Annotated in this window: 20 protein-coding genes; 18 read left to right on the forward strand and 2 right to left on the reverse strand. The window is 39.1% G+C overall.

Annotated features, from left to right (window positions below; genetic code table 11):
• Positions 1-124: 124 nt before the first annotated feature.
• The 8 genes from E6X37_RS01455 to E6X37_RS01490 all read left to right on the forward strand — a co-directional run bounded on the left by E6X37_RS01455 (position 125) and on the right by E6X37_RS01490 (position 12253).
• A complete protein-coding gene (locus E6X37_RS01455; protein WP_278618139.1) occupies positions 125-1207 on the forward strand; it encodes an efflux RND transporter periplasmic adaptor subunit in 1083 nt (360 codons plus the stop codon).
• Positions 1208-1219: 12 nt separating this feature from the next.
• Complete coding sequence (locus tag E6X37_RS01460) at positions 1220-1942, forward strand: ABC transporter ATP-binding protein (RefSeq protein WP_004696122.1); 723 nt, start codon at positions 1220-1222, stop codon at positions 1940-1942.
• A complete protein-coding gene (locus E6X37_RS01465) occupies positions 1935-3146 on the forward strand; it encodes an ABC transporter permease (RefSeq protein ID WP_278618137.1) in 1212 nt (403 codons plus the stop codon). Before E6X37_RS01460 ends, E6X37_RS01465 begins: the two co-directional genes overlap by 8 nt.
• A gap of 225 nt (positions 3147-3371) precedes the next feature.
• On the forward strand, positions 3372-3836 hold the full coding sequence (locus E6X37_RS01470) for a PaaI family thioesterase (RefSeq protein ID WP_077708498.1): 465 nt from the start codon (positions 3372-3374) through the stop codon (positions 3834-3836).
• Positions 3837-3872: 36 nt separating this feature from the next.
• On the forward strand, positions 3873-4895 hold the full coding sequence (gene pheS, locus E6X37_RS01475; RefSeq protein WP_101928347.1) for a phenylalanine--tRNA ligase subunit alpha: 1023 nt from the start codon (positions 3873-3875) through the stop codon (positions 4893-4895).
• 9 nt (positions 4896-4904) lie between these two features.
• Entirely contained in the window at positions 4905-7349 is a 2445-nt protein-coding gene (pheT, locus tag E6X37_RS01480) for a phenylalanine--tRNA ligase subunit beta (protein WP_278618136.1), read from the forward strand.
• 88 nt (positions 7350-7437) lie between these two features.
• Positions 7438-9861: a U32 family peptidase gene (locus E6X37_RS01485; RefSeq protein ID WP_316689396.1), complete on the forward strand. Its 2424-nt coding sequence runs from the start codon at positions 7438-7440 to the stop codon at positions 9859-9861.
• Between the two features lie 13 nt (positions 9862-9874).
• Positions 9875-12253 (forward strand): endonuclease MutS2, encoded by a 2379-nt coding sequence (locus E6X37_RS01490; RefSeq protein ID WP_316689397.1) that lies wholly within the window; start codon positions 9875-9877, stop codon positions 12251-12253.
• A gap of 155 nt (positions 12254-12408) precedes the next feature.
• On the opposite strand, the gene E6X37_RS01495 is transcribed toward E6X37_RS01490, so the two are convergent.
• The gene (locus tag E6X37_RS01495) at positions 12409-14499 is read right to left on the reverse strand and encodes a transglycosylase domain-containing protein (protein ID WP_281782946.1); all 2091 of its coding nucleotides are present in this window, start codon (positions 14497-14499) and stop codon (positions 12409-12411) included.
• 162 nt (positions 14500-14661) lie between these two features.
• On the opposite strand from E6X37_RS01495, the gene tyrS reads away from it, so the two are divergent.
• From tyrS to E6X37_RS01535, 8 genes are all read left to right on the forward strand, one after another.
• Complete coding sequence (gene tyrS / locus E6X37_RS01500; RefSeq protein WP_281782947.1) at positions 14662-15870, forward strand: tyrosine--tRNA ligase; 1209 nt, start codon at positions 14662-14664, stop codon at positions 15868-15870.
• Between the two features lie 234 nt (positions 15871-16104).
• On the forward strand, positions 16105-16722 hold the full coding sequence (locus tag E6X37_RS01505) for an NUDIX hydrolase (protein WP_105086756.1): 618 nt from the start codon (positions 16105-16107) through the stop codon (positions 16720-16722).
• Complete coding sequence (locus E6X37_RS01510) at positions 16719-16961, forward strand: Zn-dependent protease with chaperone function (protein WP_316689398.1); 243 nt, start codon at positions 16719-16721, stop codon at positions 16959-16961. The genes E6X37_RS01505 and E6X37_RS01510 overlap by 4 nt, the downstream gene beginning before the upstream one ends.
• Before the next feature lie 3 nt (positions 16962-16964).
• Positions 16965-17411: a hypothetical protein gene (locus tag E6X37_RS01515; protein ID WP_008601144.1), complete on the forward strand. Its 447-nt coding sequence runs from the start codon at positions 16965-16967 to the stop codon at positions 17409-17411.
• A gap of 175 nt (positions 17412-17586) precedes the next feature.
• Positions 17587-19968 carry a phosphoenolpyruvate synthase gene (gene ppsA / locus E6X37_RS01520; protein WP_316689399.1) on the forward strand — a complete coding sequence of 794 codons (2382 nt, stop codon included), beginning with the start codon at positions 17587-17589 and terminating at the stop codon, positions 19966-19968.
• Between the two features lie 98 nt (positions 19969-20066).
• Positions 20067-20696, forward strand: coding sequence for a helix-turn-helix transcriptional regulator (locus E6X37_RS01525; RefSeq protein ID WP_233189877.1), 630 nt, complete (start codon positions 20067-20069; stop codon positions 20694-20696).
• Between the two features lie 10 nt (positions 20697-20706).
• Positions 20707-21528 (forward strand): pyruvate, water dikinase regulatory protein, encoded by an 822-nt coding sequence (locus tag E6X37_RS01530; protein WP_105086752.1) that lies wholly within the window; start codon positions 20707-20709, stop codon positions 21526-21528.
• Entirely contained in the window at positions 21525-22514 is a 990-nt protein-coding gene (locus E6X37_RS01535; protein ID WP_105086751.1) for a deoxyguanosinetriphosphate triphosphohydrolase, read from the forward strand. The genes E6X37_RS01530 and E6X37_RS01535 overlap by 4 nt, the downstream gene beginning before the upstream one ends.
• Positions 22515-22599: 85 nt before the next feature.
• On the opposite strand, the gene rpmB is transcribed toward E6X37_RS01535, so the two are convergent.
• On the reverse strand, positions 22600-22788 hold the full coding sequence (gene rpmB, locus E6X37_RS01540; protein ID WP_008601135.1) for a 50S ribosomal protein L28: 189 nt from the start codon (positions 22786-22788) through the stop codon (positions 22600-22602).
• A gap of 223 nt (positions 22789-23011) precedes the next feature.
• Between rpmB and recG the strand changes: the two genes are divergently transcribed.
• The gene (gene recG / locus E6X37_RS01545; protein WP_105086750.1) at positions 23012-25054 is read left to right on the forward strand and encodes an ATP-dependent DNA helicase RecG; all 2043 of its coding nucleotides are present in this window, start codon (positions 23012-23014) and stop codon (positions 25052-25054) included.
• Between the two features lie 132 nt (positions 25055-25186).
• Positions 25187-25372 carry a 4-oxalocrotonate tautomerase gene (locus E6X37_RS01550; protein WP_004696087.1) on the forward strand — a complete coding sequence of 62 codons (186 nt, stop codon included), beginning with the start codon at positions 25187-25189 and terminating at the stop codon, positions 25370-25372.
• Positions 25373-25384 lie beyond the last annotated feature (12 nt).

The following is a 25384-nucleotide window of genomic DNA, read 5'->3' on the forward strand; positions in this document are numbered from 1 at the left end:
TATTCATTAATGAAATTATATTGCGTAAAAGCAATTGGTGCTGTATAATTTAAAAATACTATATGTGTTGATATAGAATAAATGTCTTTTTAATATATCTTCATCTTAAAAAAAGGAGATCATAATGAAAGAGTTCTTACAAAAGCATCGTAAACGTATAGTAACAGGTGCTGTTGTTCTTTGTGTTCTTGGTGGCGGCACATATTACTACATGGATAGTCTAAATGCAAATCAAGCACAAACGTTATATACTACTGGCAAGGTTGAAAAGGGTGATGTAAAAACTAGTATCAGTGCCACAGGTACTATTAACCCTGTAAATTATGTAGATGTTTCTACAAATGTTGCTGGTAAACTTGAAAAAGTTTTAGTTAAAGAGAATGATCAAGTTACGGCCGGTCAAGTTATCGCTTATATTGATACACGTCAATTACAAGCATCTGTTGATGATGCTCGTGCAGCGTTAGCCAAAGCAGAACTTGATATGAATCGTTATAAATCCTTGGCGGCTCAAGATGCTATTGCACAACAAACATATGATGATTCTGTAACATCTTATGAACGTGCTAAATCTACTTATGAACGTACTGCCGCAGATTTAAGTGATGCTACTATTACAGCTCCAATGTCTGGGACTGTTGTTGGTACACCGCTAAAAGCCGGTCAAACTATTAGTACTGGTATTTCCACACAAATGATCATTGCTACCATTGCAGATTTAAAAAATTTGGAGATTTATCTTACTGTAGACGAAACCGATATTGGCAATATCAAACAAGGTGCTAAGGTAGAGTTTACTGTAGATTCTAAGCCAGGTGAAACTTTCACCGGTTACGTTTCTGAAATTGCAAAAGGTACAAAAGGTAATATGGGCACAACAAGTAGTAGCGTTGTGTACTATACTGTTAAGGTTCAAATTCCTGAAAATATTGCAGGTAATTTCTTACCAACTATGACGGCTCGTGCCACAATCTTTGGTGAAGATATTAAAAATACATTGGTAGTTCCTCTTACTGCTGTACGTACGGATAAACAAGGTGAGTATGTATATGTAATAAAAGATGGTCAACCAGTACGTACCGCTGTTTCTACAGGTGTAACTGGGGATACTAATGTTCAAATCCTAAAAGGTTTATCTGAAGGTGATGAAATTATCGTAAGCGGTGATGTGAATGCACCAAAGAATAATGTAGCTGGACCATTCTAAGGGTAGGTGCTTATGAACCAAACAGTAATTGACATACAAGGGATTACAAAAACCTATGTGAATGGCAAATTATCAGTACCTGTTCTGCATGGCATTGATTTAGTTGTCAATAAGGGTGAATTTGTATCCATTATGGGGCCATCTGGATCTGGTAAATCAACCTTTATGAATATTCTCGGATGTTTGGACCGACCTACAACTGGTTCTTATCGACTCAACGGAGACGAGGTTGCTACCTTATCTGATGATGAACTAGCGTATGTACGTAACAAACAGATAGGTTTTGTATTTCAAAGCTTTAATTTGTTGACAAAATTGACAGCCCTAGAAAATGTAGCGCTTCCTATGATTTATGCTGGGGTAAATAAAAAGATGCGCATTGAACGGGCCACTCAATTATTACAGTCTGTCGGCTTGGGCGAGCGTATGGACCATTTGCCATCCGAGTTGTCTGGTGGGCAACGTCAACGTGTGGCGATTGCTCGTGCATTGGCAAATAATCCTGCTATTATCATGGCTGATGAACCGACAGGGAATCTTGACTCCAAGTCAACCATTGACGTTATGAACATCTTTCGAGGCCTTCATGATGAAGGCCGTACGATTCTTCTAGTTACACATGAACCGGATATTGCTACGTACGCGAGTCGTAATGTAGTCTTGAAAGATGGGATAATCGTAGAGGATTCGATCAATTCTAATATGACTCCTATAAAGGAGGTGCCTAATGTATAAAGAAAGTTTTCTAATGGCATGGGCTTCCTTGATTGCTAATAAATTGCGCTCCCTTTTGACCATGTTAGGTATCATTATCGGTGTAGCAGCTGTTATTGCCTTGGTATCTATCGGTAATGGGGTGAAGCAAGATATTGAGGATTCTATTTCTAGCTTAGGCTCTAACTTGTTGGTAGTTCTGCCAGGGGCGCCGCGGACGCCAGGTGCTAGATCTTCGCAGGGGTCCATGAAATCGTTGAAAATATCTGACTATGAAGCTATTGCTAAGTTAGAAGGTGTAAAAGCCGCCAGTCCTATGACAAATGGCTTTTATGTGGTGATTTATCAAAATAAAAACTGGACTACATCTGTTGCGGGGGTTAATGCTAACTTTCAGGACGTAAATAATTGGACTATGACATCTGGTCGATTTTTCTCCGATAAAAATGTTCAGAACCGAGAACGTGTAGCGGTTGTGGGACAAACGGTAGTAAAAAATTTGTTTGCTGATGAAGATCCTGTAGGCAAGGAAATCCGTGTTAAAAATATTCCATTCCGTGTCATTGGTGTTCTCAAAAGTAAAGGGAACGGAACCATGGGTAATGACCAAGACGATACGGTGTTAATTCCATATACAACATCAATGGAGCGCGTAGAGGGCATTGACTATCTTCGCAGGGTGTATGTTGTGGCTAAGGATGATGAGGGCATCGATCGTTTGCAGGCAGATATAGAGAACTTGTTGCGTGTTCGTCATAATATAAAAGATACAAATTTGGATGATTTTAATATTCAAAATATGAAATCTATTATGGAAACAGTGGCTCAGACGACGGGAACATTTACGTTATTCCTGGGGGCTGTTGCTGCGATTTCTCTAGTTGTAGGTGGCATTGGTATTATGAACATCATGCTTGTATCTGTAACGGAACGGACTCGAGAAATTGGTGTGCGTAAAGCTTTGGGGGCTACGTATAGCGTAATTGTTACGCAATTCTTAATAGAAGCCGTTGTAATCAGTTTGATAGGGGGCTTTATTGGTATTGCTTTCGGTATAGGAGCCTCAAAAGTAATCGGAATGGTATCTGGAATGAGTACAATTGTATCTGTTCCAACAATCATAATGTCCTTTGCCTTTTCCATGGCTATTGGTTTGATTTTTGGTATATACCCAGCCCGTAAAGCGGCTAAGCTCAATCCAATCGATGCATTGCATTATGAATAGTTTTGAATTTATAAATGTGTTTTCTTAAGAACATACCATATAATTAGATAGAGTTATTCGCATATGGTGCGTTGCATGATACAATATGTATGATGTAACGCACCATTTTTATATGTTTGTATTGAATTTTTACATTTAACTATAAAGATTTTCATACAGGTAATGTAATAGACTTAGTATTCAGATTAGTTAATCTATGAGTATGTATATAGAATGGAGAACCTTATGGCTACAACATTGTTAGAATATTTCAACGAATTACGAGATCAAAACCCATTTTCTTGGGTAAAAGATTCTGCGATTACAGCAGTGGAACCAGGTCATGCGGAAATGACATTGCAAACAAATGAAACAGATTACTGCAATTTTAGAGGGGATTTGCATGGTGCCGTATGTATTGGCTTAGCAGATAGTGTGATGGGGACTGCTTGTTTTACATTGGGAAAATCTGTTAGCACCATTGATCTTAATGGTAACTATGTGAAAGCTGTTAAGGGCGGTGCTGTATTGCGTGGTGTAGCCAATGTAGAGCACAACGGTAAAACTACTATGGTTGCTACCGCTCGTATTTATAATGAATTAGGTGAACTTGTTCACTTGGCACGGGGTACATTTTTTGTACTAGAAGAGAAGCCATTACCTGATTTACCATGGCGTTTTATTGAAGAAGATAACCCTGATTTGGTATAATATAAGTTAGACTTTTACAAATAGGAGGATGCTTGAATGGAACAAGAATTACAACGTATTAAGGCAGAAGCCCTTGATGCCATCAAAGGCGCTGCTAATCAACAAGCGTTGCAAGATATACGTGTTAAATATTTAGGTAAAAAAGGCGAGGTAACGGCTTTATTAAAAGGTCTTGGTAAATTATCTCCAGAAGAACGTCCTAAAGCGGGGGCCCTTGTTAATGCTGTTCGTGAAGCGTTAGAGGCTGAAATTGATACGGTTAAAGCTCGTATGGAAACTGCAGAGTTAAATGCTCGTTTAGAAAAAGAGCGCATCGATATTACATTACCTGGCCGTGCACAAAAAGCTGGTCATATCCATCCATTAACAAAGGTTAATGAAATGATTGAGGACTTCTTCATGAAAATGGGGTATACCGTTGAAGAAGGTCCAGAAGTAGAGCAAGATTACTACAACTTTGAATGCTTAAACTTGCCTAAAGATCATCCTGCACGTGATATGCAAGATTCCTTCTATATTACAGAAAACTTCTTATTACGCACGCATACATCTCCAGTACAAGCTCGTACAATGCAACGTCATGAACCTAATAGCCCAATCCGTATGATTGCGCCTGGTAAGGTTTACCGTTGGGACTATGATGCGACTCATTCCCCTGTATTCCATCAAGTGGAAGGTCTCATCATCGATGAGCATATTACATTTGCTGACTTAAAAGGCACATTAGAGTCCTTCTTACGTCACATGTATGGTGATGACACAAAGGTACGTTTCCGTACAAGCTTCTTCCCATTCACAGAGCCATCTGCAGAGGTAGATATTTCTTGTGTAATGTGTGGTGGTGAAGGTTGCCGTGTATGTTCTCATACAGGCTGGCTTGAAATTTTGGGCTGCGGTATGGTTCATCCCGATGTATTGCGTATTAATGGGTACGATCCTGAAAAGGTTAAAGGCTTCGCCTTTGGCATGGGCGTAGAACGTATTGCTATGCTTTTATATGGCATTAACGATTTACGTCTATTCTTTGAAGATGATGTACGATTCTTGGAACAATTTTAGGAGGAACTCATGAAAGCAAGTTTACAGTGGATGAACGAATACGTGCCTGTGGATATGAATCGTCCTGCTCAAGAATTGGCCGATGAATTAACACAAGCTGGTATTCCTGTAGAAGATGTCATTGCTATGGATAATGGCATTAAGAAAATTTATACTGGTAAAATCGTGGAGATTACAAAACATCCAGATGCAGATAAATTACAAGTATGCCAAGTTGAATGCCTTACAGAAGAAGGCGAACCTGTTACAAAACAAATCGTAACGGCTGCTACTAATGTTGCAGTAGGTCAAATCGTGCCTGTAGCGTATCATAAATCTCGTTTAGCAGATGGTACAGAAATTAAAAAAGGTAAATTGCGTGGCGTTGTTTCTGAAGGCATGTTCTGTTCCGTTGCAGAATTTGGTATCTCTAGCGACTTAGTATTGCCAGAAGAAGCTCAAGGAATTTACATTTTCCCTGAAGGAACACCAATTGGTCTTGATGTAAAAGATGTTTTAGGCTTAAATGATACAGTATATGAATTTGAACTCACCGCTAACAGAGCTGATTGCTTCTCAATGGTTGGTTTGTCCCGTGAATTTGGAGTCATGACAAATCAAAAAGCTTTATTCCCTGTTATTATGGTTAACGAGAATGGCGAATCCATTGAAGGCAAAGCATCTGTATCTATCGAAGCTGATGACCTTTGTACGCGTTTTACAGCTCGTGTAGTAACTGATGTTAAGGTTGAGCCATCCCCATTGTGGATGCAAAACCGTTTACGTAATAGCGGCATTCGTCCTATTAATAATGTAGTAGACGTAACAAATTATGTTATGTTAGAACTTGGTCAACCTATGCATGCCTATGATTATGATCATGTAAAAGGTCATAAATTAGTGGCGAGACGTGCTAAAAATGGTGAAGTGCTTGTTACACTTGATGGTTCTGAACGCGAATTGAATGACTCCATGCTTATCATTGCTGATGCTGAACGTCCAGTAGGTGTAGCAGGTATCATGGGTGGCTTTGATAGTGAAGTGACAAACGAAACGACCACAGTTATGTTTGAAGCTGCTGTATTTAATGGTCCATCTATTCGACGCACTGCTAAAGATCTCGGCATGCGTTCTGAAGCATCTGGTCGTTTCGAACGTGGTGTAAATCATAAATACACCGCCTATGCTATCGACAGAGCGGCGCAATTATTACAACAAATCTGTCCTACTTGTAAAGTTGATGTAGGCGTTATCGATGTATATAAAAATCCTGTAGAACAACATACAGTTACTTTCACAGCAGCAAAAATCAATGATTACTTGGGTACAAACATTGAAAAAGACGAAATGGTTCGTATTTTGACAGCCCTTGAGTTCGTTGTAACCGAAGACGGAGACAAATTGTCTGCCCTCGTTCCAACATGGCGTGGTGACGTAACAGTGATGCCTGATATCGCCGAAGAAGTGGCTCGTATCTACAACTACGATAATATTGCGCCTACAACCCCTGTTGCGGTATTGTCCTCTGGTGGTATGACACCTAAGAAAGCGCTTACTAAAGAGGTAACTCATGCATTAGCTAAATTGGGTATGACTCAAATCATTACATTTAGCTTCATGCATAAAGATGGTCTTTCCAATATGATGCTTCCTGAAGGGGATAGCCGTTATACAGCCATTCCAATCTTGAACCCTATTTCCGAAGAATTCCCTTATATGCGCACTACATTGGTACCAGCTGTTATTGAAGCTGCAAAACGCAATATTGCACAACAAAATAAGGATCTTTGGTTATTTGAAACGGCTAATGTGTATGAACCAAAAGATTTACCTTTAACAGAAGTACCTCATGAACGCCCTATGGCTTGTGGTATTTTGATGGGGAAGGCAAACCAAGCTGGTTGGAATCAAGCAGAACGTACTACAGATTTCTATGATGTAAAGGGTATTGTAGATGCGTTGTTAGCTGAGCTAGGCGTTACAAGCTATGAAATAAATCGTGGTACTGAGCCATACTTCCACCCAGGTGTAAGCGCTCAATATGTAGTCGATGGTAAAATCATTGCTCAATATGGTGAATTACATCCACAAGTGAGCAAAAACTTTGATTTGCCTGGTAAAGTATATATGTTTGAAATCGATTTGGAAGCCGTATTATCCTTAACGATTCCACCGTTCCGTTATACATCCTTCAGTAAATTCCCAGGCACTAGCCGTGACCTTGCCATCGTTGCACCTGTGTCCGTATCTAGTGGTGAAATTTTATCTATCATTAAAGAACATGGTGGAGAATATTTAGAAAGTGCATCTATCTTTGATGTTTATGAAGGTGAACATATCGAAGCAGGTTACCGCAGTCTCGCATACAACTTACAATTCCGCTCTATGGAAGGTACGTTGAATGATGAGGATATTGACGGTAATATTCAAGCTATTATCGATGCATTAGCAGAAATTAACTGCAGATTACGTTAATTTTAAGCAGTATATTGAAAGGGTTTACCGTATGGTAAACCCTTTTAGTACTATAGTTATGCCTTTAGTTAGGTAGAAAGGACTGTCCATGGAATTATTGGCTCCTGCCGGTACGATGGAAAACTTTATAGCCGCTTTAGAATCTGGAGCAGATGCCATTTATCTTGGTGGCAAAGGTTTTAATGCCCGAGCTCATGCAGCAAACTTTGGAATTGAGGAATTAACCGAGGCTATTCGCTTGGCCCATATTCTAGATGTGTCTGTATATGTAACGGTAAATATCCTCATAGGTGACTCCGAATTATCTGCTCTTGAGGCATATTTAAAGGACTTAGAGCGCATCGGCATGGATGCTATCATCGTTCAAGATTTAGCAGTGGCTAAATTGGCGCAGCGAGTGGCTCCTAAATTACACTTACATGGCAGTACACAAATGACTGCAGCTACGCTCGATGCGGTTCGTTTTTATGAAAGTCTCGGTTTTACACGTGTCGTTTTAGCTCGTGAATTGAGCCTCGCTGAAATTGAACATATTTGCAAGAACTGTACAGCTGAAATCGAAGTTTTTGTACACGGTGCGTTGTGCGTATGTTATTCTGGTCAATGCTTAATGAGTTCTTTCATCGGTGGTCGCAGTGGTAACCGTGGTGCTTGTGCACAGCCTTGTCGGTTGCCTTATGAGCTATTAGATTCTTCAGGTACTAGCTTGTTGCCAAAACACGAAGCCTATCTATTAAGTCCAAAGGATCTTAACTATAGTGAATATATGAATGAACTTGTGGCGGCCGGTGTTACGTCCTTTAAGGTAGAAGGGCGTATGAAAAAGGTTTCCTACGTGCGTCAAGTTATTGGAACCTATCGTCATATTTTAGATACGGCTCATATAGATTCTACTGATGCCGATGCATTAGCTTCTGGATTTAATCGTGGATTTTCTACGGATTATTTAACAGACCATGTAGGAAAATCAATGATGACCGTGGTGGCCCCAAATAATCAAGGGAAATTGATTGGCAAAGCAGAGGTCAAAAAGGGTCAAGTTCATTTATTCCTAACAGAACCAATTGAAAAAGGATCACTCTTAAAGGTCATGCAAAGTTCAGGTAGTATTACGTACTATCAAATCGATCAGAACTGGTCTCTAGTGGATGAAAAGCATATTGTAGGTAAACCGGATGAAGGCTTTGCTGCGGGGCAAGTATTCCTTACATCAGGCCCTAAAGCTCAAAAGCAACGGGGACTACAAGATTTTACTGCTAAATTAGAGGTACATGGTTATCTATCTATTAATAATGAACGAGAAATACCTTGTACAGAACTAACCTTTGTATTGAATGATGGTCGTACTGTGACAGTATCTAACGAGTTTGAACCTGTTTATGCTAACAATAAACCGACTACATTAGAGAAGGTTAGAGATCAAGTAGGTAGATTAGGGAATACATTCTTCACACTAGGCTCTATGGCTATTCCTGATGGACCGTATATGTGGCCTGCTAGTGTTTTAAATGCATTGCGTCGCGATGCTGTGGAGGCGCTAGAAAACTTGTTGATTAAAGACCATGAAACAGCTTGGGCAGAACGTGCTGTAGAACCCCGAAATATGTCATCGTTAGTAGCTAAAAGTAAGGTTCAATACACAGAGCCTATGGTGAGTGCTCGCGTTGATGAACTTGATGGTGTAAAAGCAGCGATCGAAGGGGGCGCTAAGAAGATTATCTTCGGTGGTGACCGTTTGCAACGTAAGCCTTATAAAATTAGCATCTACGAGCAGGTAGCCAAACTTTGTAAAGAGCATAATGTGCTTTGTGTATTTGCTACGCCTCGCGTCGTTAAAGATGATGAGGTAGACGCGTACATGAATACGCTTAAGGCCATAGTTGAGTCTAAACCAGATAGCATTTCTATTCATATGCCACAAGCTCTATTATGGCTTCGTGAGTTAGGGTATTCAGGTGCTATTGAAGCTGATACAGGTCTTAACATATTCAATGGCTCTGCACTACAAGTATGGCAAGCTTTTAATATGAGTAGTATAGCTCCATCCTTAGAGTTGACCTTGGCACAATTAGTAAACTTACAAAAATCTGCTCATTTGCCATTAGAGGTAATGGTACACGGTTATACAGAAATGATGATTTCTGAGTATTGTGCCATCGCTAGTTTTGTGGGCACTGGCAAAAAGGAAAACTGTCCTATGCCATGTGTAACAGAGGACTATGCATTGAAGGACCGTAAAGGGGAAGTGTTCCCATTGCGTACCGATCCTTATTGCCGCATGCATATCATGAATAGTCATGAAATGGATATGCGTGCTTACGTGCCCGAGTTACATCGTAAAGGTCTACATATCTTGCGCATCGATGGGCGTCATATGGATCCACATCGATTGCGTAACATTGTAGTAGATTATGTATCTATTCAAAATGGAACAAAAGAGGCTCCTCCTAAGAGCGTAGGCAAGGATGATACGCCTATTACAAGGGGCCACTATTTTAGAGGTATTTTATAAAAGAGGTAGTACATTGTTTAACGAAGATGTATTAGACTTTCACCATATAAAAGAACAATTACAACAACATTGTAGTTCTACCATCGCTAAAGAATTAGCGATGCACATTGAACCGATGACAGATGCCAAGACCATTCAAGAAAACCTTGATGAGACGGCAGAAGCCATGCGTTCTTTGCAAACAGAGGTAGAACAGCCGTTAGGCGGTACACGCGATATTCGTGAATCTTGCAAGAAGAGTCGCAAAGACTTTGTTCTTACACGTGAAGCCTTGTGGGACATTTATTTGACCATTGGTGCTTATAAGCGCATGACAAAGTTCTTTAGAACGAAATATATGGATTATCCATTGCTATCCCTATGGGTACAGGATATGCCGAATACAGATCGCATTGAAAACCGTTTTAAACGCGTCTTTGATGAAAAGGGGGAATTGCTTGATACAGCGTCTCCTAAATTGGCGAGCCTTAGAAATACGATTATCAAGACTCGTGAAAAGATTAAAAATGATATTCAAGCTATCCTGCATGATAAAGATAATCAAAAGTATTTCCAAGAAACCATCATTACGCAGCGTAATAATCGTTACGTAATTCCTGTAAAACAAGAGTATCGCCAATACTTTGATGGCCTTATTCACGACCGTTCTGCAACGGGTCAAACACTTTACATTGAACCGATGCGCTTGGTGAATCTAAATAATGAATTACAAGAGGCTTTGATTGGTGAAGAGCAAGAGGTCTTGCGTATTTACCGCGAGTTATCGGCTCTTGTAAAACAACATAGCAATGATTTGATGGATGCTTGTGAAAAGGTATCCCATATCGAATTTGTATATGGTAAGGCAAGTCTTGCTATTTCTTATAAAGGTGTACCAGCTATCTTGAGTACTGACAGAACTGTTAATCTCATGAGAGCTCGTCATCCATTAATTCCACCAAATATGGTAGTGCCTACGAATATTCAATTAGGTACATCATATCGTATCCTATTAATCACAGGCTCTAACACAGGTGGTAAAACAGTATCCCTTAAAACATTAGGCCTGTTGAGCTTGATGAATCAATGTGGTCTATTTATCCCTGCCGATCACGGATCTATGTTACCAGTATTCCATAATATCTTTGCCGACATTGGAGACGAGCAAAGTATTGAGGCCAGCCTTAGTACGTTCTCTGCTCATATGACACAAGTTATTTCCATCATTAAACATTGTGGTCCTAATGACTTGGTTTTACTGGATGAACTTGGGTCTGGTACTGATCCAGAAGAAGGTAGTGCACTTGCTGTATCTATTCTTGAGTTCTTCCGTAAAAAAGGTGCCCTTATGATGGTAAGTACCCATTATAATGAGCTTAAAAATTATGCATACCATACGGAAGGTATTGAAAATGGCCACGTAGAGTTTGATGAGCGTACCTTAAAACCTACATATCGACTCCATATCGGCGTAGCCGGCAGTAGCCATGCGTTAAGCATTGCTTCACGTTTAGGCTTACCAAAAGACATTGTAGAACGCGCAACAGAGTATAAATCTCAATTTGGTAGTCATGAAATGGAAGAAGTTCTTTCCGACTTAAACGAACAACTCCGTAAAGCCTCTGAACGTGAAAGAGCGTTAAAGAAAGAGCTTGATGAAACACGTCGTATGCGTGGCCAACTAGAGAAGGAAAAGAAACAGTTTAATGAAAAACGTAAACAAATCTTAGCCAAAGCTCAGGCCGATGCAGAGTCCATGAAACGTAGTTTACGCGTTGAAGGGGAAGCGATTATCAAGCAATTGAAAGCGCAATTCTCTGAAACAAATAAGGATAAGCGTCAATCGGCTATTAATGCAGCACGTAAGGGGATTTCTAGTGTTCATGTACCAGAAGCTCCAGTGGATGATGATCGTAAGTCGTTAACCGCAGATGCTATTAAGGTTGGCCAAGCTGTTTATGTTACGTCCTTGCGTTCGTTGGGTACTGTGTTATCTATCAATGGTAACCGTGTAAATGTTGATATTAATGGACTAACAGCTACCGTTAAGGTTAGCGAATTACAATCAACTACACGTGAAGAAGGCAATAAACTAGCACGTGAACAAAAAGCAGCCATGCCTAAAACAAGAAAACGTATGGGTGGCTCCGCCGTACAACGTCAAAAAGAGGTTCGTACTGAAATCAACATTCTTGGCCAAACAGTAGATGAAGCAACCGTTTCTGTAGGTAGATTTATTGACCAAGCTTTGCTTGGTGGTGTTAATCAAGTGCGTATTATTCATGGTAAAGGTACAGGTGCATTACGTGAAGGCGTTCACCAATATTTACGTACCTTGCCTCATGTAGCGCACTTTGAAACAGCCGGTTATGATGAAGGTGGTGCAGGGGCTACGAATGTAGTTCTTAAATAAAAAATATAATCTTCAAAATATTGTATATGGAAATAAAAAGGTAGTAAGCTCCTAGGGCTTGCTACCTTTTTGTATAGATAATATTTGGATAGTAAATATGTATAAAAAGAAAGGACGGAACACTGAGTTCCGCCCTTTTAGAAACTACTGTTGAATTAGCGTTCCTTTTTAGACTTTTTATTTTTCGATGAATTTGATTTTTGTTCTGTAACCTCTTCTTTTTGAGGCTTGTCATTACTTTTTATTTTTTCATCTGTAGTTTTGCCTGTATCGTCTTTCTTATCTGCTTTTTCGTCCTTTTTATCTTCTTTTTTAGGTTGTGCTTTTACAGGATTATAATAACCTTCAGAAACAGCTGATTGAGCGCTAGCAGGAACGGAGAAGTCAGAAGCAGGGGTATTGGCAAGCGCATTTGCCATGAATTGGCCCCACATAATAGCAGGTGTGTCACCACCGGTCATGCCTCGTAATGTTTCCGAGCCATAGTCATCACCAATCCAAACGGCAGCTACTAAATCAGGCGTGTAACCAACGAACCAAGCATCCTTGGAATCATCTGTTGTACCAGTTTTGCCTGCTGCAGGACGACCGATTGCGGCATTACCACCAGTACCGCCATTTATAACGGATTCTAGCATATTTGTAATGATAGCTGCATCTTTTTCATCTACAACACGTTTTTCTTGGATGGAGTTTTCTTCCACAACTTGACCATTGCGGTCTACAATTTTAACGATTGCCGTAGGTTGAACTTTGATACCACCATTAGCGAGTACACCATAAGCTTGAACCATTTCAAGAGGTGTTACACCATGAGTTAAACCACCAAGTGCAGTAGACAAGTTATTATCTTGATCAGTTAGAGTAGAGATACCCATTTCTTTAGCAAGTTTAATAATCTTAGACATGCCTACTTCATCAGCAATTTTTACGGCAGCTACGTTACGAGAATGTTGTAATGCATAGCGGTATGTAATGCTACCTACGAAGTCATTTTCATAGTTTTTAGGGCTCCAGTTACCAAATGTAACAGGGCTATCATCTACGATAGAACCAGGAGTTTTACCAGATTGAATAGCTGCCAAATATACAAATGGTTTCATAGCGGAACCTGGTTGACGTTCTGCTTGTGTAGCACGGTTAAATGCATCATCACCACGGCCACCAACCATAGCCATAATGTAACCATTATGAGGGTTCATAGCTACGATAGCACCTTGTGGTTGATGTAAACCATTGCTATCTGTGTAGTAGTTAGGCAAGTTTTGCATTGCTGCTACAGCTGCATTTTGTGCATCCATATCGAGAGTAGTATAAATTTTTAAACCATCTTTATAGATTGCATCGTCACCATATTTTTCAGAAACTTGTGCAATAACATAGTTAATGAAGTAAGACGCATTAGATTTTTCATGCGTTTGTTCTTGTTTTGCCACTAAGCCTAAATCTGCTTGACGCGCTTCATCAGCTTGCTCTTGTGTAATGTATCCGTATTTAACCATTTGGCCTAATACAACGGCTTGACGTTTTTTACTAGCTTCCAAATCATTGAATGGAGAGTAGTAGTTAGGACTTTGTGGTAAGCCCGCAATGAGCGCTGCTTGAGCAAGCGTTAATTGGCTAGCATCCTTACCAAAGTACACATGAGCTGCAGATTGTACACCGTATGCACCTTGACCAAAGTAAATTTGGTTCATGTACATTTCTAGGATTTCATCCTTAGTGTAGTGTTGTTCAATTTTTAGTGCTAGTAATGCTTCAGAAATTTTACGTTTAAATGTTCTGTCTTGAGACAAGAATGCATTACGCGCTAACTGTTGAGTGATAGTAGAACCACCTTCAGATACGCCACTATGAACAAGGTTAACCCATACAGCACGTAAGATACCAACTGGGTCGATACCGTGATGGGAGTAGAAGCGAGAGTCCTCAGTAGCAACAAAGGCATTTTGTAAATCCTTTGGTACATCTTTTAAAGGTACTGGTAATCGATTCTCTGTGGAATGAACCGTTGTGATGAGATTACCGTGCACATCGTAAATTTGAGACGATGCGGAAGGACGTACATTGGATACATCTGGTAGGTTAGACAGTGTGGCACTGATAAAACCACAGCCACCTCCGGCTACGATGAGTATAAGGAGAAGGGCACAAATCCAAAATAGACGCTTTGGACTTGTTTTCTTCGGTGTAGAGCCGCTACCGTTAGAACGGCGGCTGCTTCTCGCATTTGAGTTATTACTCATAGAGTCACCTCTTTTTTCTTTTGTTAGTAAATATAACGTAAATTCTATTACGCAGTTATAAATATTATATCATAAATGGCTTAAAACCAATACTATATATATAATTGTGAAAGTTTTTAGATAATGGTATACTAAAACAATAGTATTTCGAGGAGGATTATCATGGTTAGTGCTCAAGAACAAGTACGCCAAATTAAACACGGCGTAGCAGATTTAATTAATGAACAAGATCTTGTAAAGAAAATAGAAAAATCCATTAAGGAAAATAAACCGTTAGTTGTAAAACTAGGTTTGGACCCAACAGCGCCAGATATTCATTTGGGTCATACTGTACCACTTCGTAAATTACGTTTGTTCCAAGAATTTGGTCATCAAGTAGTGATTGTTATCGGTGGTTTCACTGCACGTATTGGTGATCCTACTGGTAAAAGCGCAACTCGTCCACCACTTACAAAAGAAGAAGTATTGAAAAATGCTGAAACTTATAAAACACAAATCTTCAAAGTGTTGGATCCTGAAAAAACTATCGTTCGCGACAACAGTGAATGGCTTGAATCCATGAATTTTGCTGATGTTCTACGTTTGGCAAGTTCTTACACTGTAGCGCGTATGATGGAACGTGATGATTTCAATAAACGCTTTAAAGAAGGTCGTGCTATTGGTGTTCATGAGTTTATGTATCCATTGATGCAAGGTCAAGATTCTGTAGCATTACATGCTGATGTTGAATTTGGTGGTACAGACCAAACTTTTAACTTGTTAATGGGCCGTCATTTACAAGAATTAGAAGGTCAAGAACCTCAAGTTGTTATCACAATGCCATTGCTTGAAGGCCTTGACGGTGTTCAAAAAATGAGTAAATCTTTAGGCAATTACATCGGTATCGACGAAGAACCTAAAGAAATGTATGGTAAAGCGATGTCCATTCCTGATGAATTGATGATGCGTTATTTCATGCTCGTTACAGATATGTCTATCGAAGAGCAAGAGGACATGGCAAAACGTCTAGAATCCGGAGAGTTACATCCACGTGATGCTAAAATGCAATTGGCTCGTACCATTGTTCGCTTGTACCATGGTGAAGAAGCTGCTCTCGAAGCGGAAGAAGAATTTAAACGGGTGTTCCAACAACGCGCCATGCCTACAGATATTCCTGAGTACGCTATGGATGCACCAACAGAACCAATCTTTGTACCACAATTCTGCACAGATGCTGGTTTAACCGCGTCCAATGGTGAAGCACGTCGATCCATTAAAGCAGGTGCTTTCAAAGTAAACGGTGAAAAATACACGGAAGAAAACCTTAAGCTAGAAGATGGCATGATCGTTCAAGTTGGGAAACGTAAATTTGTAAAAATTAAATTTAACTAATAAAAAACTGTGATGAGGTTTAGATTTCTCATCACAGTTTTTTCTGTCTATTTTGTTTATAAGATTATTTATCTACTGAACCTGTTGTTTGTGAAGCAAGAAATTGACTTACAAGTTAATGTATAATGAATATACAAAGACAATATAAATATAAAAATAAAATACAAATTTGATACATAAAAGATTTTTACAAATATTGTATAAAATAGATTATAACTTGTGTGAGGACCATTTATGGACAAGAAATTAAGTAACCTTTTATCACAACGAGAACATTCTGTTCTTACAGATATTGATGTTATTACAGCTGCAGTAGCCGTGCCTCTATTAGAAATCGATGGAGAAGATCATGTGGTGTTTACCGTGCGTAGTAATACATTGCGACGTCAACCCGGTGAAATCAGTTTCCCTGGTGGGCACTGTGAACCTAATGATAAAAGTGGTGCTCATGCAGCCATGCGTGAATGCTCTGAGGAACTTGGTATAGACTTAGATCAAATTGAACTGCTAGGAAATTTAGACTGTTTAGTATCTGCTATTGGTGTAAAACTATATGCGGTCGTCGTGCGCCTACATACAAGTGATTTAAAACCAAATTCTGATGAAGTAGGTGAGGTATTTACAGTTCCCTTACAATATCTATTAGATATGGAACCGACCGTAGGTCACCTAGACATTGGAACTAAGCCGTTAAAAGATTTTCCATTTCATCTATTAGAAGGATATAATATCGACTGGAAAATTAGACAAAACTATTCCGTCTATTTCTATCCCTATAAACAATACACCATATGGGGGCTTACTGGACGAGTATTGAAGAATTTTTTAGATATATATAGGGTGGTTAAATGAAACCTGAATTTTTTCCATGGTTATGGATTATATATGTAGCGTATGTATTATATAAGAGACATAGAGAAAACAATCATTTAGAAAAATCTATAATTATACTAGCTAGTATAAGTTTAATTATTGTTAGTGGTGGTTTTTCTTTATTAACTTATTATAATCTTTCGCCTGAATTGCAGCTTATGTTAAATATATTAATTATAATAGTATTGTTTATAATGAAAACATTATTTGGAGTGTAGCAGATGGAAATAATACAGTTGTTTGGTTATACAATGATTCCTATTTGTATTATCATTTCAATATTATTAATGATATATGGAAAGACTAGACATATTAAATATTTGGATCCAAAGGTACCATTAGGACGTTTATTCTATTTTTTCGGCAATGCATTTTCATTTATGTGTTGTATTTTATTAATTAGTTTTGGTAGTTATGTAATACAATCTAAAGATATTGCTGAAGGGATTAAATATTTAATCTTAGGTTATTCTTTTGGCATTTATGGATTTACATTCTTTTTTATGACTGGTATGAGAAGAGCCTATGATATAGGATTTCCATTTTGGGTATATCCAATTTTTATAGCTTTAATACTTTTAAGTCTTTTTATCAATGATACTATTTTTGAATTCTTGATACTTGGAATGTATCTATTTTTATTACAGCCAGGTAGAAATAACAATTAAGTAATAACTACATGTTAAAAGATGATTGCCTAGTATTAGGCAATCATCTTTTAGTTTTTTATCATTTTTATTTGTATAATAATCCTCATATAAATTGACAGATTTTAAATTAAGGTATACTATTTATGTGTAAAAGGTTTAATGTGTTGCACTAATTAATCTAGGAGGTTCTCACATGAATCGCGAAACAGCATACGTACTTTGGTTTGATGAATTACAACGTGAAGATGTTAATTTAGTAGGTGGCAAGTCTTCTTCTTTAGGGGAATTGACATCCTCCACTAATGTACCTGTACCTTATGGCTTTGCAACAACTGCCCATGGTTATCGTGAGTTTATGAAAGCTACAGGTTTGGAAGATAAAATCCGGGCTGAGCTTGATGCTTTAGATGATGTAGAAAATTCTGCATTATTGCGCGAAGTGTGTGCTAAGATTCGCCGCATGATTTGTCAGGAAGAAATGCCAAAAGACTTGGCAGATGCTATCCGTCATGCTTATGAAGAACTTGGTAAAAAAGTGAACGAAGAAAATCCATTTGTGGCTGTTCGTTCTAGTGCAACAGCAGAAGATTTGCCAGATGCAAGCTTCGCAGGCCAACAAGATACATATTTAAATGTACGCGGTGCTGACGTAATTATCGAAAAAGTAAAAGAATGCTACGCATCTACATTCACAGATCGTGCAACATATTATCGTGTAAAACAAGGCTTCGATCATATGACAGTAGCATTGAGTGCTGCAGTTCAAATGATGGTATTCTCTAAAGCAGCTGGCGTAATGTTTACTGTTGACCTTGTAACAGGCAATGATAACAATATTCTTATTGAAGGCTCTTGGGGTCTTGGTGAATATGTTGTACAAGGTACGGTTACACCAGATAATTTTCGTGTGGATAAAGAAAAGATGGAAATTACGGACCGTATGATTAACGATAAACATGTCCGCCTTGTTCGTAAAGCCGATGGTGACTGTGTTGAAGAAGTGGTTCCAGCTGACGAAGCAAAACAACAAGTTATTACAGATGCTCAAGTTTTGGAACTTGCAGAATATGCAAAAGCAATTGAAAAGCATTATGGTTGCTATATGGATATGGAATGGGGCGTAGATGAACGCAATGACAAGATTTGGATCTTGCAAGCTCGTCCAGAAACAGTTTGGTCCCGCAAAGAAAAATCAGAAACGTCCGAAAAAGCTAGCACATTAGATGCAGGTAATCGCGATATTATTGTAAAAGGTTTGCCAGCATCCCCTGGTAATGCAGCAGGTAAAGCTCACGTTATCATCAATCCCGAGGATATCGATGAGTTCAAAGAAGGCGAAATCCTTGTTACAGCTATGACAGCTCCTGATTGGGTGCCAGCCATGAAAAAGGCAAAAGCAATTGTTACTGACGCTGGTGGTATGACTTGTCATGCGTCTATCGTTAGCCGTGAGCTTGGTATTTCTTGTATCGTAGGTACTAAGAGTCGTAGTCATGAAGCGACTACCTCTATTAAAGATGGTCAAATGATTACCGTTGATGCTACAAATGGTATTGTATACGATGGCGTATTAGAAGATATCGTTAAAAAGCCTGAAGCTCAAGTTTCTACAGGGGTAGCAGCTGAATATGTACCTGTAACAGGCACTAAGATTTATATGAACTTAGGTGATCCTGATTTGGCTCAAAAATATGGTGTACTACCATGTGATGGCATTGGTCTCATGCGCGAAGAGTTCATTTGGACAACCTTTATTCATGAACATCCATTGCACCTTATCGAAACAGGGCGCAGTGACTTCGCTGTAAATACATTGGCGGAAGGTATGCGTAAAGTATGCCAAGCATTAGCCCCTCGCCAAGTAGTAGTTCGTTTGAGCGACTTCAAATCTAGTGAATACCGTGACCTTAAAGGTGGCGATAAATATGAACCACATGAATCTAGTGCATTACTTGGCTGGCGTGGCGCATCTCGCTACTATGATCCTAAGTACACACCTGCTTTCAAATTAGAATTAGAAGCAATCAAAAAAGTACGTAACGAATTTGGTTTTAAAAATCTACAAGTTATGATTCCATTCTGCCGTACTGTGGAAGAAGCTGAATTAGTAACTAACTTAATGGCTCAAGAAGGTCTTGCACGCAGCAAAGACTTTAAAGTATGGCTCATGGCTGAGATTCCATCCAATATCATCTTAGCTGATCAATTTAATAAATACGTAGATGGTTATTCTATCGGTTCTAACGATTTGACTATGCTTGTACTCGGTTGTGACCGCGATAACGAAACAGTTCAACATATCTATGATGAACGTAATTTAGCGGTTCGCAGAGCAATTCGTCACCTCATTGAGGTGGCCCATAAAGATGGTAAGACTGTATCTATCTGTGGCCAAGCGCCAAGCGTATACCCTGAACTTTGCGAATTCCTTGTGAAGAGCGGTATCGACTCCATTTCTGTTAACCCAGATGCAGTAGTTAATACTAAGAAAATGGTGGCTCAAATCGAACAACGAATTATGCTCGATGCTATGACTGGTCGTGGTCGTCAAGAATCTGACGAACTAATTTGGTAATAATATAGTTATAGTGAAAGAGGAGGCCTGTGGGTCTCCTCTTTTTCTGAATGGTAACTTAGGATATAATACAAACAGAGATGAAAGGGGGTTACCGTGTGAAACTGTCGAAACGACAAGAACAAATTGCTCAAATCGTTCGCGAAGAAGGTCCTGTAACAGGTAGTGCCATTGCTGAACATTTAGAGGTCACAAGATCTGCGTTGCGCTCAGATTTATCTGTATTGACCATGTTAGGTGTGTTAGATGCACGTCCAAACGTAGGCTATTACTATGTAGGACTTTCAAAGGAAACACAAACGGCTGAGCGATTAAAGTCATTTCTGGTAAGTGATGTATTATCTCAAGCAGTTGTGGTCAATGGGGATACGAGTTTGTATGATACAATTGTCACATTATTTACAGAGGATGTAGGTACCATATTAGTGTGTGATGGTTCATACCTAGTAGGTGTGGTATCTCGAAAAGATTTACTACGCGCCTCTATGGGACAAACAGATTCGCATACCATGCCTATATCTATGATTATGACCCCTGTAAGCAAGGTTATAGCGGTGGAGCCTACCGATACTTTGGTAGAGGCTGCACAGAAAATGATAGATTATGAAGTAGATTGTTTACCTGTCGTCGCTCGTGAGGATATAGGTAACAAGAAGCGTTTAAAGGTTGTGGGCCGTGTATCAAAAACGACGGTAGCAAAAGTATTTTTAGAATGTAGCACACACTGAGGTTGATAGAATGGCAGAAAAAATTATTTATGCAATATCGGATTCCCTGGGGGAAACTGCTGAGGCTGTAGCGAGAGCTACGGCGAGTCAATATGATAAGGAGCAAATTGAAATTGTCCGTGTTCCTTATATTGATAGTGAAAGCCAAATTGATGAGGTTATAGACGACGCAAAATGTGGAAATCATGTTATTTGCCATACCATTGTATCTGCGTCTTTACGTAAGTATTTACATGAGAAGGTGGCTGAATATAATATTCCGGCTGTGGATATCATGGGCCCTGTTCTCGATGCAGTTGGTACTATCGCGACTACTAAACCTCGCATGACAGCAGGTATGGTTCATAAGCTCGACCAAGAGTATTTTAAAAAGGTTGAAGCTATTGAGTTTGCCGTGAAATATGACGATGGTAAAAATCCATCTGGTTTTGAAAAGGCCGACATAGTTATTATTGGTGTATCTAGAACTAGTAAGACACCATTGTCCATGTTCTTGGCGTACAAAAAGATTAAAGCCGCAAATTTGCCACTAGTTCCAGAGGTACCGTTGCCAGAGGAATTATTCAAAATTCCGGCAAAAAAAATCGTGGGCCTTATTATAGATCCATATAAATTAAATAATATTCGTAGTGAACGTTTACGCGCTATCGGTCTTGAAGACGAAGCAAATTATGCATCTATTGAGCGTATTCAATCTGAATTGGATTATGCTAAGGCTATTATGCGTCGTTTGCACTGCCAAGTGTTAGATGTTTCTAATAAATCTATTGAAGAAACAGCTTCCCTTGTTATGCAATTGATTGATAAAAATCGCGCGTCGGAGGGTAAATGAATATACGTGAACAAATAGAGGAGAGGGAGGCTTTGCTTCTGTCTCCCTATGCAGCTAAAAGCCGCGATGCAATCCGTGATATAGCAGAAAAGCCTGATCCACTTAGAACTGCGTTTCAACGCGATCGGGATCGCATCATTCATAGTAAATGTTTTAGACGGTTAAAGCATAAGACACAGGTATATATTGCGCCAGGTGACCATTATCGGACACGCATGACTCATACCCTTGAGGTAGGTCAAATCGGTCGTACTGTGGCTCGTGCATTACGTTTAAATGAAGATCTTGTGGAAGCTATTGCCATGGGCCATGATGTGGGGCATACACCATTTGGTCATGTAGGTGAATATGCATTGCGAGATATGGTAGGGCACTTTAATCATAATGAGCAAAGCTTGCGCATGGTTGAAGTATTAGAAAGACATGGTGATCATCAAGGTCTCAATTTAACCACCGTTGTTCGAGATGGCATCGTAGGTCATACAGGGGCTACAATTCCTGTAACTTTAGAGGGTCAAATTATTCGTATTGTAGACCGTATTGCGTATTTGTGCCATGATTTTGATGATGCACAGCGAGCAGGTATGTTGACGGCAGAGGTGTTGCCTTTTGAAGTGCGCGAACATTTTGGTATGACTCCATCCAGTATGATTACTGCAATGGTAGAGGATATGGTACGCGAATCCTTGGATAAGCCAGCTATATCTATGTCTGCTGATGTGGAAATGACGATGAATCTATTCCGTCAATTTATGTTTAAACATGTATATTTGGCACCAGCTTTAATTCCGGATCGCAAAAAGGCATCCCATGTGGTAAAAAATCTATTTACTCACTTCATGGAACACCCTGATGATATGGAAGGTTGTGAAATAGGTAAAGCGTTTTACTCTACACGTGATGTAGTTGATTATGTAGCAGGCTTAACAGATCAATATGCTATTAAGTTATTTAAGCAATATTATATTCCAAATATTACATTATAAATAACAAAAAAAGCAGTTAGTTCAAAATGAACTAACTGCTTTTTTTGGGGCTCTAGAACCCCAAAGAGTACATGTACTTTTTATTTTACGCGCGTGTAACTTTATTAGAACGAAGGCAACGAGTGCATACGTTTACTTTTTTAGTAGCACCGTCTACAACCGCCCGTACTCTTTGAATGTTCGGTTTCCAAGTTTTTCTTGTGCGAATGTGAGAATGACTCACGTTCATACCGCTAGATGTGGATTTACCACATACTTCGCAAAGGTTTGCCATAGTTTCCACCTCCAAGCTTAATCTATAACATAACAAAAGTATATTATCATAAAGAATAGCTTAAAGCAAGTATTTTTGTCGTATATATTGCTCTTTTTATGAAATATACTACAATATAAGGTATACTATATATCATATTCTAAGATATAAATGGACTTTTACACAAGGATATACAAAAATTGGATATATCTCATGTGTTTATCGTATATTTAAAGGAGTTTTTATGGATGAACGATTGACGACTATAAAGGGAATTGGTCCTGGTCGCGAGAAACAATTGCATAAATTGGGAATTACCAATGTTACATCCTTATTGACTTACTTTCCCAGAACCTATGAAGACCGGCGTACGATTTATAGAATTAGTGATTTAAAATCAGGTATGACAGGTGGTGTCGTAGGTACTGTTATTGCTGTACAAGAGAAACGCCCTCGCCCTCGATTGTCTATTTTAGAGGTAGTCATTGCAGATGGCACAGGACCTTTGAAGATTGTTTTGTTCAATCAAGGGTATAAAAAGAACTTTTACAAAAAAGGACAGCGTATATATGCATATGGTAAGGCTGAGTTTCAATATGGTTCCATGCAAATGAATACACCGCAAATGGAAAACTTAGGAGACGGTGGTGAACCAGATCGAGGTATCGTTCCTATTTACGCACTTGCTGATGGGGTATCTCAGTTTGTGGTTCGTTCATCTGTACGTAATTGGTTCGCGGCTAACCATGAATTACCAGAGATTTTACCTGTGGAGGTTCGTGAAGATCATCATTATATGAGTCGCTATGATGCTTTTAAGATGATGCATTTCCCAGACTCCTCAGAGCTCTATGAAAAGGCTCGTTATCAATTGGCTTATGAAGAGTTGTTCGTCATGCAAGCTGGCCTAGCTTTGTTGCGAAATAAAGAACAATGCCATAGAGGGCCTAAAATGGGACCAAATGGGGAACTAATGGCTCAGTGTATAGAGAATTTACCGTTTTCCTTAACAGGTGATCAACAACGAGCGTTAGAGGATATTCGTATTGATATGGAAGATGAACGACCTATGCAACGTTTGTTGCAGGGAGATGTAGGCTCTGGTAAAACTATTGTGGCTACCTTGAGTTTATTAAAAGCTATTGAAAATGGGTATCAGGGGGCATTGATGGCCCCTACGGAGATTCTAGCGGCTCAACATTACGAAGGGATACGAACTGTATGTGCTAATTTAGGTATTACCATAGAATTATTAACGGGATCCTCTACGAAAAAAGAGAAAGAATGCATCTATGAGGGCTTAGCAGATGGCAGAATCCAAATGATTATTGGAACGCATGCCCTTATCCAAGAGGGGGTTAATTTCCATAATTTAGGCCTTGTTATCATTGATGAGCAACATCGCTTTGGTGTAGATCAACGGGCGAGATTGCAACAGAAGGGAACATATCCTCATGTACTTATCATGACGGCTACACCAATCCCTCGTACCATGACATTATCCGTATATGGAGATTTAGCAGTATCTTTAATTAAAGAAATGCCACCAGGTCGAAAACCTGTTAAAACATATGCTGTAGATAGTTCTTATAAAGAGAGATTACGCACTTTCTTTGGTAAGGAAATGGCGGAAGGGCGTCAGGTCTATGTGGTGTGCCCTCTTGTAGAAGAATCCGAAAAATTAGACTTGCAAGCTGCTGAGGAATTGTATCTAGAATTAAAAGAGTACTTTTATAAGACCTATGAAGTGGGCCTCGTTCACGGTCGTATGAAGCCAAGTGAAAAAGATGAAGTGATGAATGCCTTCCATAGGGGTGAAATTTCATTACTTGTTTCTACAACAGTTATCGAAGTGGGGGTTAATGTGCCAAATGCGACCATTATGTGCGTTGAAGGGGCAGAGCGATTTGGTCTGTCTCAGCTACATCAGCTGAGGGGACGTGTAGGCCGTGGTGCTCATCAGTCCTATTGCATTCTTGTTAGTGATTCTAAAAATGATGTAAGTCAAGAGCGTTTAAAGTTGATGGAACAAATCCAGGATGGATTTGAGCTTGCAGAGCAAGATTTATTGATTCGTGGTTCAGGACAATTGTTTGGATTAGCTCAATCAGGACTACCTGATTTGCGTGTTGCTAATATCATCAAAGATATTGAGATTTTAGTAAAGGCTCGCAAGGATGTGCTAGATTTTGCAAATCAATTCGGAATAGAAAAATTAGAATCTATCATGAAAGAAGAATTAGAAAAAAGATTTGGTGAAAAATTTCTAAGAATATTGTATAATTAAGAGGTAGGATTAATAAGTATATAAGCATCGATAATATTAGATTTTATCTGGCTTTTTTCCTTGTTTATATGTCCTTCATACCGTATAATAGAACAAACAATTTATTTCATTTTTTCATCTATGGAGGTTAATATGCCAATTATTCATGTAGAGCTCGTCGAAGGGCGTACAAAAGAACAAAAGAAACAATTAGGTGAAGCAATTACAAAGGCTGCGGTTGATATCGTAAATGTTCCTGCTGATGCAGTAAAAGTTATCTTCGTAGATATGAAAAAAGACGATTATATGGAAGGCGGCATTTTGCGGTCTGAACGCTAAGGCTACGACTGA

Source organism: Veillonella parvula, from assembly GCF_032550495.1.
GTDB classification, from domain to species: domain Bacteria; phylum Bacillota; class Negativicutes; order Veillonellales; family Veillonellaceae; genus Veillonella; species Veillonella parvula_G.